Source organism: Mesorhizobium sp. P2_C7 (assembly GCF_056404515.1).
Genome location: NZ_JBFUDW010000003.1, coordinates 283,691 through 297,832, shown reverse-complemented (window position 1 = coordinate 297,832; position 14,142 = coordinate 283,691). Strand labels below are relative to the sequence as shown.

Below are 14,142 nucleotides of genomic sequence, written 5' to 3'. Positions count from 1 at the left end.
GGTCCAGAGAATTGGTCCAGATGACCTTGAACGCGAGGTTTGGCAAAGCGAGGGCTGGCAACGGTGACCACCAGCACGGACGCCCCTCGCCGCACCCGTATCCAGCAGGAAAAGCGCGAACTCATCCTGGAGGCGGCGCTCGAGGTTTTCTCCACCAACGGCTTTCGCGGCTCGACCATCGACCAGATAGCCGAAGCCGCCGGCATGTCGAAGCCGAACCTGCTTTATTATTTCCGCCGCAAGGAGGACATCCACGAGACGCTGATGCAGCGCCTGCTCGATACCTGGCTGGCACCGCTGCGCGAGCTGGACGACATCGGCGATCCCATGACCGAATTGCGTAACTACATCAGGCGCAAGCTCGAAATGGCGCGCGATTTTCCGCGCGAGAGCCGGCTGTTCGCCAATGAGATACTGCAAGGGGCGCCGCGCATCATGCCGCTGCTGGCGGGTGAACTGAAAACGCTGGTCGATGAAAAGGCCGCCGTCATCAAGAGCTGGATGCGCGCCGGCAAGATCGCCAGGACCGACCCCTGGCATCTGATCTTCTCGATCTGGGCAACAACGCAGCACTATGCCGATTTCGACGTCCAGGTCCGAGCCGTGCTCGGCCCCGACCGCGGCGGCGATGGCCGTTTCGAGGATGCCGCCCGTTTTCTGGAGCAATTGTTCCTCGACGGGCTGAAGCCGAAAAACTAACTTTCGGCGGCTATCAGGCGCTGCGCCGTTCGGCCGGCAGCGCATCCAGCAATGTCCGCAGCTTTGCGATCGAGTTCTGCTCGGCAAGCGGCGTGTAGACGATCAGCTTCATGTCGGAGCCGTCGCCCACCGACAAGCTCATATGCTCGAACGTCATGCCGCCAGCACTCGGATGCCTGACATGCTTCACCCCCGACAGTCGGTGCGCCACGTCGCGCTGCGGCCACCAGGCGCGAAACTCCGGGCTCGAGCGCGTCATCAACTCGATCAGCCGCTCGAAATCCGGATCGCCTACATATCTGGCGCTTGCGGCCCGGAACGAGGCCAGCACGATGCGCGCCAGTTGCTCCCAGTCGACCAGCAGCCGCCGGTGGTGCGGATTGGTGAAGACCATGTGGACGATGTTGCGGGCATCACCCTCCAGCAGACCATAGTCGCCGAACACCGCGACCGCCGCCGGGTTCCAGGCCAGCACGTCCCAGCGCCGGCCGACGACATAGGCCGGCTGCAGCACCAGGCTCTGCAGCATGTGCAGCAAGGGGCCGTCGACCTTTTCCGGCGCCACGGCGCGACGCTCCGGCTGCTGGCGGCCGGCTAGGATGAACAGATGCTGCTTTTCGGCGGCGTCGAGGCGCAGCGCCTCGGCAAGCGCCGTCAGCACCTCGACCGAGGGCCTGACGTCCCGCCCCTGCTCCAGCCATGTGTACCAGGTGGTGCCGACGCCGGCGATCATCGCCACCTCCTCGCGCCGCAGCCCGGGCGTGCGCCGCCTGAGGCCGGTGGCAATGCCTGTGGCCGATGGCGTCAGCCTTTCGCGGCGCGAGCGCAGGAAAGCGCCCAGCTCGCGCCTGCGGCTGTCTTCGGCGGAGTGCGTGGGAGCAGGGTGAGGTTGGGATTCCATGAATCTAATATAGCAGTATTGATACCAGGATAAAGTTTGAACTGTTTGACGCGCGCCCGCTGTCCCATCTTCCGTTCAGAGCAACAGAACGGAGGCTCCGAACATGAAACTCAAAGACAAGACAATCCTCGTCACCGGATCGACCGACGGCGTCGGCCGCGTCGTCGCGCAAAGGCTCGGAGCTGATGGCGCCAGCGTGCTGGTGCATGGCCGCGATGCGACGCGCGGTAAGGCGACCGTCGCCGACATCGAAGCCGCCGGCGGCAAGGCCGAGCTGCTGGTCGCCGACCTCTCCTCGCTGGCCGAGGTGCGCCGTCTCGCCGAAGCCGTGCGCGCCAGGACGGACCGGCTCGACATCCTCATCAACAATGCCGGCATCGGCACCGCAGGCCAAGGTGCCAAAAGGCAGGTCAGCGCCGACGGCTACGAACTGCGCTTTGCCGTCAACTATCTCGCCGGTTTCCTGCTGACATCGGAACTTCTGTCATTGCTGAAGGCAAGCGCGCCGGCGCGCATCGTCAATGTTGCCTCGGCCGGGCAGCAGGCGATCGACTTCGGCGATGTCATGCTGACCCGCAGCTACGACGGCGTGCGCGCCTATTGCCAGAGCAAGCTGGCGCAGATCCTGTTCACCGTCGACCTTGCGCAGGAATTGAAAGCGACAGGCGTTACCGTCAACGCGCTGCATCCGGCCAGCTACATGAACACCACCATGGTCCGCCAGGCAGGCGTCACGCCATGGAGTTCGGTCGAAACCGGCGCCGACGCCATCCTCAACCTCGCGACTTCATCGGCGCTGGACGGACGCGGCGGCCTGTATTTCGACGGCCTGCGGGAATCCCGCGCCGACGCCCAGGCCTACGACGCCAAGGCAAGACAACAGTTGCGAGCTTTGAGCCTCGACCTCGTCGACCTCGCCTCCCCAACATCGAAGGAACAGCATTCATGACCACCACAATCCAGCACACCGTCATCATCGGCGGTTCGTCCGGCATCGGCCTGGCGACGGCGCGCAAGCTGATTGGCCCCGGCATGAAGGTGACCATCACTGGGCGCAACCAGGATAGGCTTAGCGGCGCGTGGAAGAGCCTCGGCGGGGCCGTCGAGAAGGCTGCGTTCGATGCCTCGAAGCCGGACGAAGTCAGCCAGTTCTTCGAACGCCTCGGCTCCTTCGACCACCTGGTCCTGGCGGCCAGCGGCGGCAAGGGCCTTGGCCCCTTCCAGACGCTAGACCTGACCGATATCGGCAGCGGCGTCGACGAGAAAGTCCGCCCACAACTGTCATGCCTGCAAGCCGCCTTGCCGACGCTGAACAAGAGCGGATCGGCCACCTTCATCTCGGCAGTATCGGCTCAGCTCGCGACGCCGGGCGTCGCCGGCATCGCCGCCATCAACGGCATGCTGTTGACGGTGGTGCCGATTCTGGCCGTGGAGCTGAAGCCGCTACGCGTCAATGTTGTGGCGCCTGGCGTCATCGATACGCCCTGGTGGGATTTTCTCGCCGAGGAGCAGCGGCAAGCGCTGTTTGCCGACTATGCCTGCAAGACCCCGGTCGGCCGCATCGGCCGCGCCGAGGACGTCGCCGAGGCAATCGCCTTTCTCGTCTCCAACGGCTTCATGACCGGTCAGGTGCTGACCTGCGACGGCGGCCTGCGATTTGCGGCTTGATCATATCGCCCCAAGCCCCGGTTATGCCCCTCGGCTGGATCTAAAGTTGACCCCTCAGCCAGGCGAGCGTTTCGGCAACGCCGTCAAGGCCGTACCGTGCGGCGGTATACGCGGGTGGTTTGACCCGTATCGATATGCCGCCGGCATCGTTGACGGCTTCGAAGCCGTTTTCGTCTGGCGTGTCGTCGCCCAGGAAGACCGGGCGGCGGCCTGTGAAGGGCGCTATGCCCATGAAGCGCCGGATCGCGGCACCCTTGGCTGCCTCGAGCGGCAACAGTTCCACGCCGGCATTGCCGGCAACCACCCGGTAGCCCTCGGGCAGGCTGGCCAGCGCCTGCTCGACAAGCTGCGTCGCGCGCGGAAGCAAATGCGGGGCAGCGCGCGTGTGGATGGCCAGCACCCGGCCCTTGCGTTCGACATAGGCTTGCCCACGACCGAGCTCGGACTCAATCTCGTCGGCAAGGGCCGCGATATCCGCCGGCTCTCCAGCGACTTCGACTTGGTCATCCGGCAGGAGCCTGTGTTCCAGGCCATAAAGCCCGGCCGCGCGCAGCTTCAAAGGCTGAAAAAGCTCATCCACTGCCGCAACCGAGCGGCCCGTGATAACAGCCAATGCCCCGTTCAACTTGTGATCCAGGCCTTGCAGCAAAGAGCGAAGCTCGGCGCTGACCGAGACGGCGTCCGGGTGTTCGGCATGTTCCAGCAGGGTGCCGTCAATGTCGAGGAACAGCGCCCATTCGCCGGCCAGCACAGTCTGTGGCTTTCGCAGAGTCTCGCTCATGACATTGCCAGCCGTTTGCGCTCGAACATAGAAACGACATTGTCGGCGCTTGGAGGCTGTCGGTCGCCAGTGCCGGTTGCCCGATCGACGTCACCGCGCTTGCGCAAGCGTGCCGCATCCAGAAGCATGCTGCCGGCCCAGCGATAGACGTTGTTGTCGCGGACCATCTGCCGCATCGGCCGCATGCGCTCGCGCTGCTCATCCGGCGTCATCGTCAGCGCCTGCAGCAGCGCCTCGCTCATCATGGCGGCATCGTAGGGGTTGACGATCAGCGCCTCCAGCAATTCGCGCGAGGCACCGGCGAATGTGCTGAGCATCAAGACGCCCTGTTCGTCGTTGCGCGCTGCAACGAATTCCTTTGCGACCAGGTTCATGCCGTCATGCAGGCTGGTGACCATGCAGATGTCGGCGGCACGATAGATCTCATAGACCTGTGCCTGCGTGTGATGTTCGGCCACCATGATCACCGGCCTGTAGCCGTCGCTGCCATAGCGCTCGTTGAGCTCTTCGGCATAACGGTGGCATTCGTCGTAGAGCTGCCTGTAGGCCGGGAGCGTGCCGCGGCTCGGTGCCGCGATCTGCAGGATGACCACCTTTCCGATCCATTCCGGGTATCGCTTGAACAATTCGTCCAGCGCTTGGAGGCGATCCAGAATACCCTTGGTGTAGTCGAGACGTTCGACGCCGACGCCCAGCTTCACATCCGCTTTCAATCCGAACCTGGCGCGCAGGCGGGCGCGGCAGTCATCGACATCAGGCAATCTTGCCAGAAGGTCCTCCGGCCACTCTATCGAGATGGGATAGGCATGCACCAGCGTCGTCTGCCCGCCATAGGAGATGGCCGCATCCGCCCGCTCGATGCGGCTTTCCAGGAAGCGATCGACACTCTCGGTGAAATTGTTGGCATGGAACTGGGTGTGGAAACCGATGATCGAGCTGCCGAGCAGCCCTTCGAGGATGCGCTCGCGCCATGGACAGATGCTGTACACTTCCGAGTTCGGCCACGGGATGTGCCAGAAGGTTATGATGATTGCCTCTGGCAGGCGCTCGCGGATCATCCGCGGCAGCAGTGCGAAGTGATAGTCCTGGACCAGCACGATCGGCCGCTCGTTGCGTGCTTCGGCCACCACCGTGTCGGCGAACTTCCGGTTGACGGCTTCATAGGCCTCCCAGTCCGAAGCGCGAAAGATCGGCCGGGTGAAGGCGATATGGCAAAGCGGCCACAGACCCTCATTGGCAAAGCCGAGATAGTAGCCCTGATGCTCTTCCTCCGTCAGCCAGACCCGGCGCAGCGTGTAGGACGGATTGCCGGGTGGCACCTGGACCCGGTCGTCCTCGTCGACCATGAGACGGTCCGCGGTGCCGCCGCCATAGGCAATCCATGTCCCGGCGCAGGCGCGGGTGATCGGCTCCAGCGCCGAAACCAGCCCGCTGGCCGGCACGAGCAGTTCCACGCCATTGCCTCTGACGTTGTGGATGTATGGTTCGCGGTTGGACACCACGATGACCTGCGCATCGGGCAGATCGTCAGCCAGGATCTTGCGCAATGTCTCGGGCGACCACGTCACCAGGGCGGCATCGGCTGATTGGCCGTTCTTTTCGAACTCCCGTATCACCTTGCGCGCCGCTTCCGCGGCCACGTCCTCGCCGGCTGGATGTGCAACCGTTGGAGGGTGGCTGCGGCGTTGCCGCGATATGGAGAAGAAAACGGCAAGAGCGGAAAGACAAAGGCTCGCGAGGATCAGAACCCAGAGCAGGTCCGCACCATAATCTGTCATTGGAATGCCAACTCACCTCAGGCCGTTCGGCGGCCTTTTTGTTCGTGTTTCCGACTAGAAACTGTCCGCCGGCAACCTGGTCGGCGCCCGGACCTGTATTGTGCAACGCACAAGGCAGCGATCAGTTCCAGCCAATCTGGATCGGATCATGTTCTGACGATGAGTGGTACAAGGCCTTCATGCCGGTCGGCGAGGAAGGCGACGACCCGGTCGCCGACACGCTGGAACGTGAGATCGACCACCCTTTCGCCGACGCCCAGATGTCGCAGCGTGAGTGTGTCGATGCCGATCGGCAGCCTCGGACGGGTGACGCGGATTTCGCCATCCCAGCCATCGATTTCCAGGCCGAGGCAGGCCTGCATCAGCATGAAGGCGGATCCCGCCGACCACGCTTGCGGCAGGCAAGCGACGGGATAGGCGATCGGTGCTTCGCCCGGCGCGCGGGTAAAGCCGCAGAACAGTTCCGGCAACCGCATGTTGAAATGGACGGCGGATTCGAACGTACCGCTCATCAGGCGCACCACGCTGTCGCGCTCGCCATAGCGCGCCAGCCCGGCGCCGCACATGGCGGTGTCATGCGGCCAGATCGAGCCATTGTGGTACGACATCGGGTTGAAGAACACGGCATCGTCGGCAAGCGTCCTCAGCCCCCAGCCGGAATGGAAGGAGGCGGAAAGCAGCTGATCGGCGACCATCTGCGCCCGCGCCGGTTCGGGAAGCCCGACAAGGAGGAGATGGCCCGCATTCGAGGTCCGCACCTTGCAGGGCTCGCCGGCACCGTCGATCGCAAGGGCATAGAAGCCGAGGTCGTCGAGCCAGAAATCGCGTTCCACCGCGGCTCGCATGGCCTCGGCGAGACTGTCCCAGTGGTCGGCTCTCTCGTCCTCGCCACGGCGACGGGCAAGCGCCGCCAGCCCCCGAAAGGCGGCAAAGACATAGCCTTGCACCTCGACCAGCGCGATCGGACCCTTGGGGATGCGGCCATCGGCATGAAAGACGGAATCGAAGCTGTCCTTCCAGCCCTGGTTGGCGAGGCCGGACTCGGCAGCCCGCTGGTAGGTCACGAATCCGGTCTCGCGGCCCGCCTCCTCCGTCCATTCGGCCGCCGCGCACAGCGACGGCCAGAGGCTGTCGATGAACGCCATGTCGCCGGTACGATCTGCATAGGCACAGGCGAGATGGATGTAGAGCGGCGTCGTATCGACGCCGCCATAGTAGCGGCCGAATGGAAGCTCCCGCAGCGCCGCCATCTCGCCCTTGCGGGTCTCGTGCATGATCTTGCCCGGCTGCGAATCGCTGAACGGCGACGTCTCCGTCGCCTGATGCTGGGCCAGGAAGGCCAGCACGCCACGCGCCAGGCCGGGATTGAGCCACAGCATCTGCAGCGCCGAGATGACGCCGTCACGGCCGAACGCCGTCGAGAACCAGGGGATACCTGCATAGGGATAGGGTCCGGTCGCAAGCTCGGTGGTCAACAGCGCGACATCGGCGCGGGCGCGCTCGACCCAGTCGTTGAAGACGCGACCGGAACTGTGCACCGTCGCGCCATGGCGGCGCTTGGCACGCATGCCAAAGCGGGCCCGGGCGGCTGCGGCGCGGAAACGGTCACGATCGGGCGCATCCGCCACCTCGGAACCGACCTCGACATAGAGCACACTGCTGCTGCGCTTGGTCACCGCAAGCAAGAAATCGGCGCGGTCGGCTGTCAGTTGATCCGGTGCCTGCGAGAACGAAATCGCCGATGCGCGCGCCAGTCCGTCCAAGCCGTCGTAGCGCAGCAGGACGGACGTCGCATCCATCTCGGCCACATGCGTCATGCCGCGCCGCAGCCGTGTCGAGCCGCGCACTTCGAACATGTCACGGAAATCAGCAGCAAAGTGCAGGGAAACGCCGATCGTCGAGGTTTCCCGGCTGTAATTGGAAAGGGTGATGCGTTCGAACAGCCTGTCTTGCCAGAGCAGCCTGACGCGTTCGACATGAATGGCGCCCTGCGGAATGTCGCGACCGCTGGCGCTGAGCATCGGCAGATTGGTCAGGTTGGTGGTGAACAAGACATTGTCCTGGCTGAGCGAGGCGCCAAGCAGCGATGTCTGCCTGCCGCCGACGGTCAGCCGGAACTCGGACAGCACCCGTGTGTCGTCGCGGAAAAAACCGTCGCCGGCGCCGCGTATATCGCCATAGGCATCGGCAACCGCAAAGCAGTCGCCCTGTTTGAGCGCAAACAGCCGGTGCGGCTCACGAGGCGCTGTCGCGTCGAGCGAGGCAAGCGCGACGGCGGGATCGAGCTGGCGCTCATCGAGTTGGGCCATTCGTCACAAATCCCTGTCGTTTCATTCCCATAGATCGAGCGCGTCGCTGCTCACGACGCCTTCGCCTCGCTCGGGACACCGAGCAGGCGCGCATAGGCGGCCAGGTAGTCGCCGGCCATTCTTCTGGCGGAAAACCGCTTTTCGAAGACGCCCCTCACCTTTCGCCTGTCGAGCTGCAGCAAGTCCGGCACCGCGGCGACCGCGCCATCCAACGAATCCGCGATAAAGCCGGTGACGCCTTGATCGATGATCTCGGGCAGCGCGCCGCAATTCCAGGCTATCACCGGCGTGCCGCAGGCCATTGCCTCGATGGCGGCAAGGCCGAACGGCTCCGGCCAGTCGATCGGGAACAGCAGGCCGGCCGCGTTGCCGAGAAATTCCGCCTTCTGGTCCTCCTCGATCTCGCCGACATAGTCGATGCGATCGCCGTCGATCAAAGGCTCGACCACTTCGTGGAAATAGGCTCGGTCGTCGTCGCCGATCTTTGCCGCAAGCTTCAGCTTGAGCCCGGAGCGCAAGGCGATCTCGATGGCGCGATCCGGGCGCTTGTCGCGTGAAAACCGACCGAGGAAGGCAAGATAGGGTTCTTGCGCCTTCGTCTCGAACGTCGGTTCGTAAGCACCGGCCGGCAGTCCGTGGTGGATGGTTGCCAGCCAGTTGGCCCTGGCAAGGCCCGTCTTCTGGCTGCGCGAAATGGAAATCATCGGGAAGCGCGGGAACCGCTCATAGGCCGGCGCCAGGTCGACATAGTCCAGCCTGCCATGCGGCGTCGTCACTGTCCGCTCCGCCATGTCCTCGAAGAAGGAGAAGTGCAGGAAGTGGCTGAGGTGGAAGTGGATGACGTCAAACTCTCGCGCTCGTTTCCGCACTTCGGCAAGCATCGAAAGATGCGCCGCAATCTCGGATTTGAGCGGGCGCGGATCGAGGCGAAGCGCGCATTCCCTGCCGGCGACCAGCTTCGCGGAGGTCTGGCTGTCGCCACTGGCAAACAGGGTCACCTCATGGCCAAGGTCAACCAGCGCTTCGGTCAGGTACGAGACGATGCGTTCGGTGCCACCATAACGTCTGGGCGGCACCGATTCAAAAAGCGGCGCGACATGGGCAATTTTCATATTTCGTCCCGGGATGCTCGGCATACAGGTGCGAAATGCATCAACGGCTCGATTGGTTCCGATTTAACATCGATGCCGTCGGAGGCGACGAGCGGCTGCGGGTCGAATGCCATGCCACGCAGGCAGTGGCTGCGATCACATGAAACCAGGATTGCGGGGCAGATACTGAGACCAATCGCCAAGATCCCGCGTCGACATCAGAACCATGGGAAGCGTGATGCGCATTCCATGCTCGACGGCGGTGCTCAGAGCTGTTTGCGTCGTGCCAGGCAGAAACGCCGACACCTGCGAAGAGCCAATCTCCGCGGCGAGATTCAGTGCGGTTCTGAAGGCAGCGTCGAGCTGATCCGGCCGCACGACCGCAAGTGGCCCGATGTGGCCGTTGGTGCCTATATAGACGTAGCCTACGCAGTCGTCCCCGGCATAGAGAACGACACCCCTCGTCGCATCGTCGTTGATCAAATACCGATGGTGCTTTTCGCGTGATACGCCCAGGGCCCGATCGTCAATATTGGCAAGGCTATGCAGGTGCGAAGCTGTTTCCCTCAGAGGCACACTGCGGAGCTGCCCGGCCTTCAATCGACCTTTCAGGACATCCTGCGCGACGCTGAGATTGTAGATCGGGAATCGCGGGAACATTCCGTGCCTGATGTAGAGACCTTGCGATACGGTGTTGAAGCTGAAGGTGATCAAAGCCTTGTTGGTCGCTCCCGATTGCCGCGCATGCTCCAGCGTTCGTTTCAACAGTTCGTTGCCGATCCCGCTGCCCTGATGGCTGGAAGAAACGAACAGCTGCGCGAGAAACCACAAATCCCCGCAGACCCAACTCCAGGCGAAGCCGAGGATTTCACCGGCGTCTTCCGCCACCCACAAGCCAGCGGCGTCGTCGTTCAAGGAAAACAATTGAAAATTGGTCGGGCGCGGCACGGCCATAGGGCCAAAGCCATGGCGCTCGGTCAAATCGTTGATGCTGGCAACGACAAGCTCGTCAGCTCGTTTCAGATCTTGCGCGCCGGCAGGTCGATACACGACTGACACGGGGCCACTCCTTGACAAGAAGCCGCCGGCGCACGTTAGAGCGTCCGGTGCCGAAGTCAAACAGCACCGCCGTTACCTGCAATCCCCGTGGTCTGTCGATCTCCTGCGGGAAAACCCGATCGCTTGTTCTTTGCCTAGACAGACTGTGCGATCAGCGTCAGAAAACCACCGCTCAGTGCGACATTGCCGACGAAGCCGTTGATGCGCGACGCCCGGTCTGGGCCCTTATGATCCCAGAAATTGTGGAACATCGGCGTTGCAACAATGAGGAACACGACCAGCACCGCACAGGCAATTGCGATCCAGAAGCCCGCCATTACCAACACGCCGGCAATGATCTGCAGGACAACGCCGGCCCATAGCGCCAACCGCGCATGCGGCACGCCGCGCGCGGCCATCAGATGGGTCAGGAAGGCCGCGTTCTGGATGTTTCGCAGGCCGGCGAAGACGAAGGCGCCGCCGAGCAACAAGCGGCCGAGAAACAACAAGGTCGAAGGCAAATCGATCGGCATCAAACTCTCCCTTTCAAAACAGTTGGAGCGCCGCCTCCTCGACGGCGCTCCAAGACAAACCTGTCAATCAGGCAGCTTTGGCCGCCGCAACTGGATGAAGGGCGTGGAACGGGATGCAGAGCCGGTTCCAGGTGTTGATCATGCCGAGCGCGACGGACAGCTTGACCAGTTCCTCTTCCGAGAAATGCTCGAGCGTCTTTGCATAGAGTTCGTCCGAGACGCCATTGTCAGCGATTAGGGTAACGGCCTCGGTCCAGGCGAAGGCGGCACGCTCACGCTCGGAAAACAGCGGCGATTCCTTCCAGGCCGAAACCAGATAAAGCCGTTGCTCGGTCTCGCCGTCGCGCCTGGCCTCGCGGCTGTGCATCTCGACGCAGAACGAGCAGCCATTGATCTGCGATGCCCGCAATTTGATCAGGTGCAGCAGTGTCACCTCGAGCCCGCATTCGTCGACTGCCTTGTTGAGCGCCGACACCGCCTTCATGATCTCCGGCGCCTTGGCGAAAAATTGCAGCCTCTGTTTCATCTTGATGTCCTTTACGCTTGCTTGGTTGAACTGGATTTCTGCGGCCGCTGATGGCGCGCCACGAAGGCGCAGCCGGCAGCGACCGAACGCGGATCTGCATCTGTCACGTATTCCGCCACGATGTCGGACAGCTTTGCCTCGGAGAGTGCGGCGCGGTAGGCCTTCTCGGCCTTCAGCATCGCGATATTGATGCCGCAGGGTTTGACATAAGCCGAGGGGTCTAGCCTGGTCGGACCGTTGCGGCGGATCTCGCCGCAACGGAAGGCCGGTTCGCGCCCTTCGACGGCCAGCACGATATCGAGCAGCGTTATGCGCTCGGCCGGCCGCGCCAGCCGGTAGCCGCCGGCCGGTCCCGGCACCGATTCCAGGATGCGCGCAGCGCTCAACATGTTGAGATGCTTCAGGAGGTAGCTCGGCGACAGGCCAAAGGCCTCCGCCAGCGCGGCGCCCGGCATGGTCGCCTCGCCCTCGATGCCGGCCAGCATGGCGGCGCAGTGGATGGCTGCTTCAACGCCTTCTCCCAGCTTCATTGTGTCGATCTCCAATTCATGGACAAGTCTTATCGTGGATAACTTCTATCTGCAATAGAAGAAATAAAAAACGGCGCCCGAAGGCGCCGCTTTTTTCGACGAATGGCTGCCGCCCCTACTCCGCCGCCACCTTGGCCATCGGGTTGTTCGGGTGCGTCGTCCAGTTGGCATAGATCGGCGACACCGGCTTGCCGGTGCGCTGATCCATTGCGCCTGCCGCGAGCGGCTCCATGGTGATGCAGTTCTCGACCGGGCAGACATTGACGCACAGATTGCAGCCGACGCATTCGGCCTCGATCACCTCGAAATGCCGCTTGCCGTCGACCATGCTGGTGATCGCCTGATGCGAAGTGTCCTCGCAGGCGATGTGGCAGCGGCCGCATTGGATGCAGGCGTCCTGGTCGATACGGGCCTTGGCGACATAATTGAGGTTGAGGTACTGCCAGTCGGTGACGTTGGGCGTGGCGCGGCCGACAATGTCATCGAGCGAGGCATGCCCCTTCTCGTCCATCCAGTTTTCGAGACCGGCGATCATCTCCTGCACGATCTTGAAGCCATAGGTCATCGCGGCCGTGCAGACCTGCACATTGCCGGCGCCGAGCGCCATGAATTCGGCCGCGTCGCGCCAGGTGGTGATGCCGCCGATGCCGGAGATTGGCAAGCCGTGGGTTTCGGGATCGCGCGCGATCTCGGCCACCATGTTCATGGCGATGGGCTTCACCGCCGGCCCGCAATAGCCGCCATGCGAACCCTTGCCGTCGATGGTCGGCTGCGGCGCGAAACTGTCAAGGTCGACGCCGGTGATCGAATTGATGGTGTTGATCAGCGACACCGCGTCGGTGCCGCCGGCAAGCGCGGCGCGCGCGGGCTTGCGCACATCGGTGATGTTGGGCGTCAGCTTGGTGATGACCGGCATGCGGGTGTTGGCCTTGCACCAGCGCACCACCATTTCGATGTATTCCGGCACCTGGCCGACGGCGGCACCCATGCCGCGTTCCGACATGCCGTGCGGACAGCCGAAATTGAGCTCGATGCCATCAGCTTCCGTCTCCTCGACCACCGGCAGGATCGCCTTCCAACTCTCCTCGACGCAAGGCACCATCAGCGAGACGACGATGGCACGGTCGGGCCAGTCCTTCTTGACCTGCTTGATCTCGCGCAGATTGACCTGCAGGTCGCGGTCGGTGATCAGCTCGATGTTGTTGAGGCCGAGCAGTCGCCGGTCGGCGCCCCAGATCGCGCCGTAACGCGGGCCGTTGACGTTGACCACCGGCGGGCCTTCCTCGCCAAGCGTCTTCCAGACAACGCCGCCCCAGCCGGCCTTGAAGGCACGGATGACGTTGTAGGCTTTGTCGGTCGGCGGCGCCGAGGCCAGCCAGAACGGATTGGGCGATTTGATGCCGACGAAATTATTGCGGATGTCTGCCATGACAGGTCCCTTTCAACCGAGACGAAGGAGCAGTTCGACGGGTGCAAGAATGCCGCCTTCAAGTGCGGCGGTGATATTGGCGATCTTGGTGCGGGCGTCGTCGCCCATGACGAGGCCAACGCCGGGCGGCGGCTTGCTGCCTTTCGCTTGCGCGGCTGCCAGGCGCGCACGCATCGTGGCAAAGAACTCGATGGCAAAGGCGCCGCGCGGCCGCTCGGCGATCACGGAGAACCCGGCGGCGACGGCCGCTGAGCGATAGTCGTCCGGGGTGGCAACGAAGGACATGGTTTCATCAGACGCCCATGGCAGCGGATAGGTCAGCGCGCCGTCCTTCAGCCGCATCACATCGTAGACGGCGAAAACGCCGCCCGGCCGTAGCACGCGGGCAGCTTCGCTCATCAGTCCCGGCTTGTCGGGCAGGTTCATGCCGACATGCAGGAGGACCGCCGCATCGAAGCTGGCATCCGCGAATGGCATGTCCAGCGCACTGCCTTGCACGAACCGCGTCTTGCCCGCCAAACCGGTTCGCTCGGACAGGCTGGCCGCGATATCGACATAGCTTTGCGTGAGGTCGATGCCGGTAACATCGGCGCCAACATTGTTGGCGACAAAGCGGGCCGGCCCGCCGACGCCAGACCCGATGTCGAGAAGCATTGTCCCCGGCTTCAGCCCCATCTGCCCGACGAGTGCCATGGTCGCGGCCACTCCGCCAATGTGAAATTCGTCGACCGCTTCAAGATCGCTTGCACGCAGATTGGCAACGTCCACGCCGCTATCGGCGAGCGCGGCAATGATCCGCTCCTCCAGGCCCGATATGTCATAGTGACGGGCGATGCCCGGTTCCACCGTGGCCATGATC

14 protein-coding genes are annotated in these 14,142 nt (G+C 63.3%); 3 read left to right on the top strand and 11 right to left on the bottom strand.

Annotated features, from left to right (window positions below; genetic code table 11):
- Window positions 1–63: 63 nt before the first annotated feature.
- Window positions 64–699 (top strand): TetR family transcriptional regulator C-terminal domain-containing protein, encoded by a 636-nt coding sequence (locus tag AC1D2G_RS09145; RefSeq protein WP_095088913.1) that lies wholly within the window; start codon window positions 64–66, stop codon window positions 697–699.
- Window positions 700–712: 13 nt separating this feature from the next.
- On the opposite strand, the gene AC1D2G_RS09140 is transcribed toward AC1D2G_RS09145, so the two are convergent.
- Window positions 713–1,600 carry a helix-turn-helix transcriptional regulator gene (locus AC1D2G_RS09140; RefSeq protein WP_477413429.1) on the bottom strand — a complete coding sequence of 296 codons (888 nt, stop codon included), beginning with the start codon at window positions 1,598–1,600 and terminating at the stop codon, window positions 713–715.
- A 103-nt stretch (window positions 1,601–1,703) separates the two neighbouring features.
- Between AC1D2G_RS09140 and AC1D2G_RS09135 the strand changes: the two genes are divergently transcribed.
- Together AC1D2G_RS09135 and AC1D2G_RS09130 are read left to right on the top strand one after the other, a co-directional pair.
- Window positions 1,704–2,549 (top strand): SDR family NAD(P)-dependent oxidoreductase, encoded by an 846-nt coding sequence (locus tag AC1D2G_RS09135; RefSeq protein ID WP_477413427.1) that lies wholly within the window; start codon window positions 1,704–1,706, stop codon window positions 2,547–2,549.
- Window positions 2,546–3,268 carry an SDR family oxidoreductase gene (locus tag AC1D2G_RS09130; protein ID WP_477413425.1) on the top strand — a complete coding sequence of 241 codons (723 nt, stop codon included), beginning with the start codon at window positions 2,546–2,548 and terminating at the stop codon, window positions 3,266–3,268. The genes AC1D2G_RS09135 and AC1D2G_RS09130 overlap by 4 nt, the downstream gene beginning before the upstream one ends.
- A gap of 40 nt (window positions 3,269–3,308) precedes the next feature.
- On the opposite strand, the gene otsB is transcribed toward AC1D2G_RS09130, so the two are convergent.
- The 10 genes from otsB to AC1D2G_RS09080 form a co-directional block, all read right to left on the bottom strand.
- Complete coding sequence (otsB, locus tag AC1D2G_RS09125) at window positions 3,309–4,049, bottom strand: trehalose-phosphatase (protein ID WP_477413423.1); 741 nt, start codon at window positions 4,047–4,049, stop codon at window positions 3,309–3,311.
- Window positions 4,046–5,827 carry an alpha,alpha-trehalose-phosphate synthase (UDP-forming) gene (locus AC1D2G_RS09120; protein WP_477413421.1) on the bottom strand — a complete coding sequence of 594 codons (1,782 nt, stop codon included), beginning with the start codon at window positions 5,825–5,827 and terminating at the stop codon, window positions 4,046–4,048. Before AC1D2G_RS09120 ends, otsB begins: the two co-directional genes overlap by 4 nt.
- 146 nt (window positions 5,828–5,973) lie before the next feature.
- On the bottom strand, window positions 5,974–8,136 hold the full coding sequence (locus AC1D2G_RS09115; RefSeq protein WP_477413419.1) for an amylo-alpha-1,6-glucosidase: 2,163 nt from the start codon (window positions 8,134–8,136) through the stop codon (window positions 5,974–5,976).
- A gap of 50 nt (window positions 8,137–8,186) precedes the next feature.
- Window positions 8,187–9,248, bottom strand: coding sequence for a glycosyltransferase family 4 protein (locus AC1D2G_RS09110; protein WP_477413417.1), 1,062 nt, complete (start codon window positions 9,246–9,248; stop codon window positions 8,187–8,189).
- Between the two features lie 135 nt (window positions 9,249–9,383).
- The gene (locus tag AC1D2G_RS09105) at window positions 9,384–10,286 is read right to left on the bottom strand and encodes a GNAT family N-acetyltransferase (protein ID WP_477413415.1); all 903 of its coding nucleotides are present in this window, start codon (window positions 10,284–10,286) and stop codon (window positions 9,384–9,386) included.
- 134 nt (window positions 10,287–10,420) lie between these two features.
- A complete protein-coding gene (locus AC1D2G_RS09100) occupies window positions 10,421–10,798 on the bottom strand; it encodes a DoxX family protein (protein WP_477413413.1) in 378 nt (125 codons plus the stop codon).
- A gap of 67 nt (window positions 10,799–10,865) precedes the next feature.
- A complete protein-coding gene (locus AC1D2G_RS09095; protein ID WP_477413411.1) occupies window positions 10,866–11,324 on the bottom strand; it encodes a carboxymuconolactone decarboxylase family protein in 459 nt (152 codons plus the stop codon).
- Window positions 11,325–11,335: 11 nt separating this feature from the next.
- Window positions 11,336–11,854 (bottom strand): RrF2 family transcriptional regulator, encoded by a 519-nt coding sequence (locus AC1D2G_RS09090; protein WP_477413409.1) that lies wholly within the window; start codon window positions 11,852–11,854, stop codon window positions 11,336–11,338.
- A 115-nt stretch (window positions 11,855–11,969) separates the two neighbouring features.
- Window positions 11,970–13,283: an NAD-dependent dihydropyrimidine dehydrogenase subunit PreA gene (preA, locus tag AC1D2G_RS09085; RefSeq protein ID WP_457151189.1), complete on the bottom strand. Its 1,314-nt coding sequence runs from the start codon at window positions 13,281–13,283 to the stop codon at window positions 11,970–11,972.
- A gap of 12 nt (window positions 13,284–13,295) precedes the next feature.
- Window positions 13,296–14,138, bottom strand: coding sequence for a class I SAM-dependent methyltransferase (locus AC1D2G_RS09080; protein ID WP_477395028.1), 843 nt, complete (start codon window positions 14,136–14,138; stop codon window positions 13,296–13,298).
- Window positions 14,139–14,142 lie beyond the last annotated feature (4 nt).

Excerpts from the sequence above, each read along its gene's own strand:
- AC1D2G_RS09140 (WP_477413429.1), bottom strand. The coding sequence starts at position 1,600 with ATGGAATCCCAACCTCACCCTGCTCCCACGCACTCCGCCGAAGACAGC.
- AC1D2G_RS09135 (WP_477413427.1), top strand. The coding sequence starts at position 1,704 with ATGAAACTCAAAGACAAGACAATCCTCGTCACCGGATCGACCGACGGC.
- AC1D2G_RS09130 (WP_477413425.1), top strand. The coding sequence starts at position 2,546 with ATGACCACCACAATCCAGCACACCGTCATCATCGGCGGTTCGTCCGGC.
- otsB (WP_477413423.1), bottom strand. The coding sequence starts at position 4,049 with ATGAGCGAGACTCTGCGAAAGCCACAGACTGTGCTGGCCGGCGAATGG.
- AC1D2G_RS09120 (WP_477413421.1), bottom strand. The coding sequence starts at position 5,827 with ATGACAGATTATGGTGCGGACCTGCTCTGGGTTCTGATCCTCGCGAGC.
- AC1D2G_RS09115 (WP_477413419.1), bottom strand. The coding sequence starts at position 8,136 with ATGGCCCAACTCGATGAGCGCCAGCTCGATCCCGCCGTCGCGCTTGCC.
- AC1D2G_RS09110 (WP_477413417.1), bottom strand. The coding sequence starts at position 9,248 with ATGAAAATTGCCCATGTCGCGCCGCTTTTTGAATCGGTGCCGCCCAGA.
- AC1D2G_RS09100 (WP_477413413.1), bottom strand. The coding sequence starts at position 10,798 with ATGCCGATCGATTTGCCTTCGACCTTGTTGTTTCTCGGCCGCTTGTTG.
- AC1D2G_RS09095 (WP_477413411.1), bottom strand. The coding sequence starts at position 11,324 with ATGAAACAGAGGCTGCAATTTTTCGCCAAGGCGCCGGAGATCATGAAG.
- AC1D2G_RS09090 (WP_477413409.1), bottom strand. The coding sequence starts at position 11,854 with ATGAAGCTGGGAGAAGGCGTTGAAGCAGCCATCCACTGCGCCGCCATG.
- preA (WP_457151189.1), bottom strand. The coding sequence starts at position 13,283 with ATGGCAGACATCCGCAATAATTTCGTCGGCATCAAATCGCCCAATCCG.
- AC1D2G_RS09080 (WP_477395028.1), bottom strand. The coding sequence starts at position 14,138 with ATGGCCACGGTGGAACCGGGCATCGCCCGTCACTATGACATATCGGGC.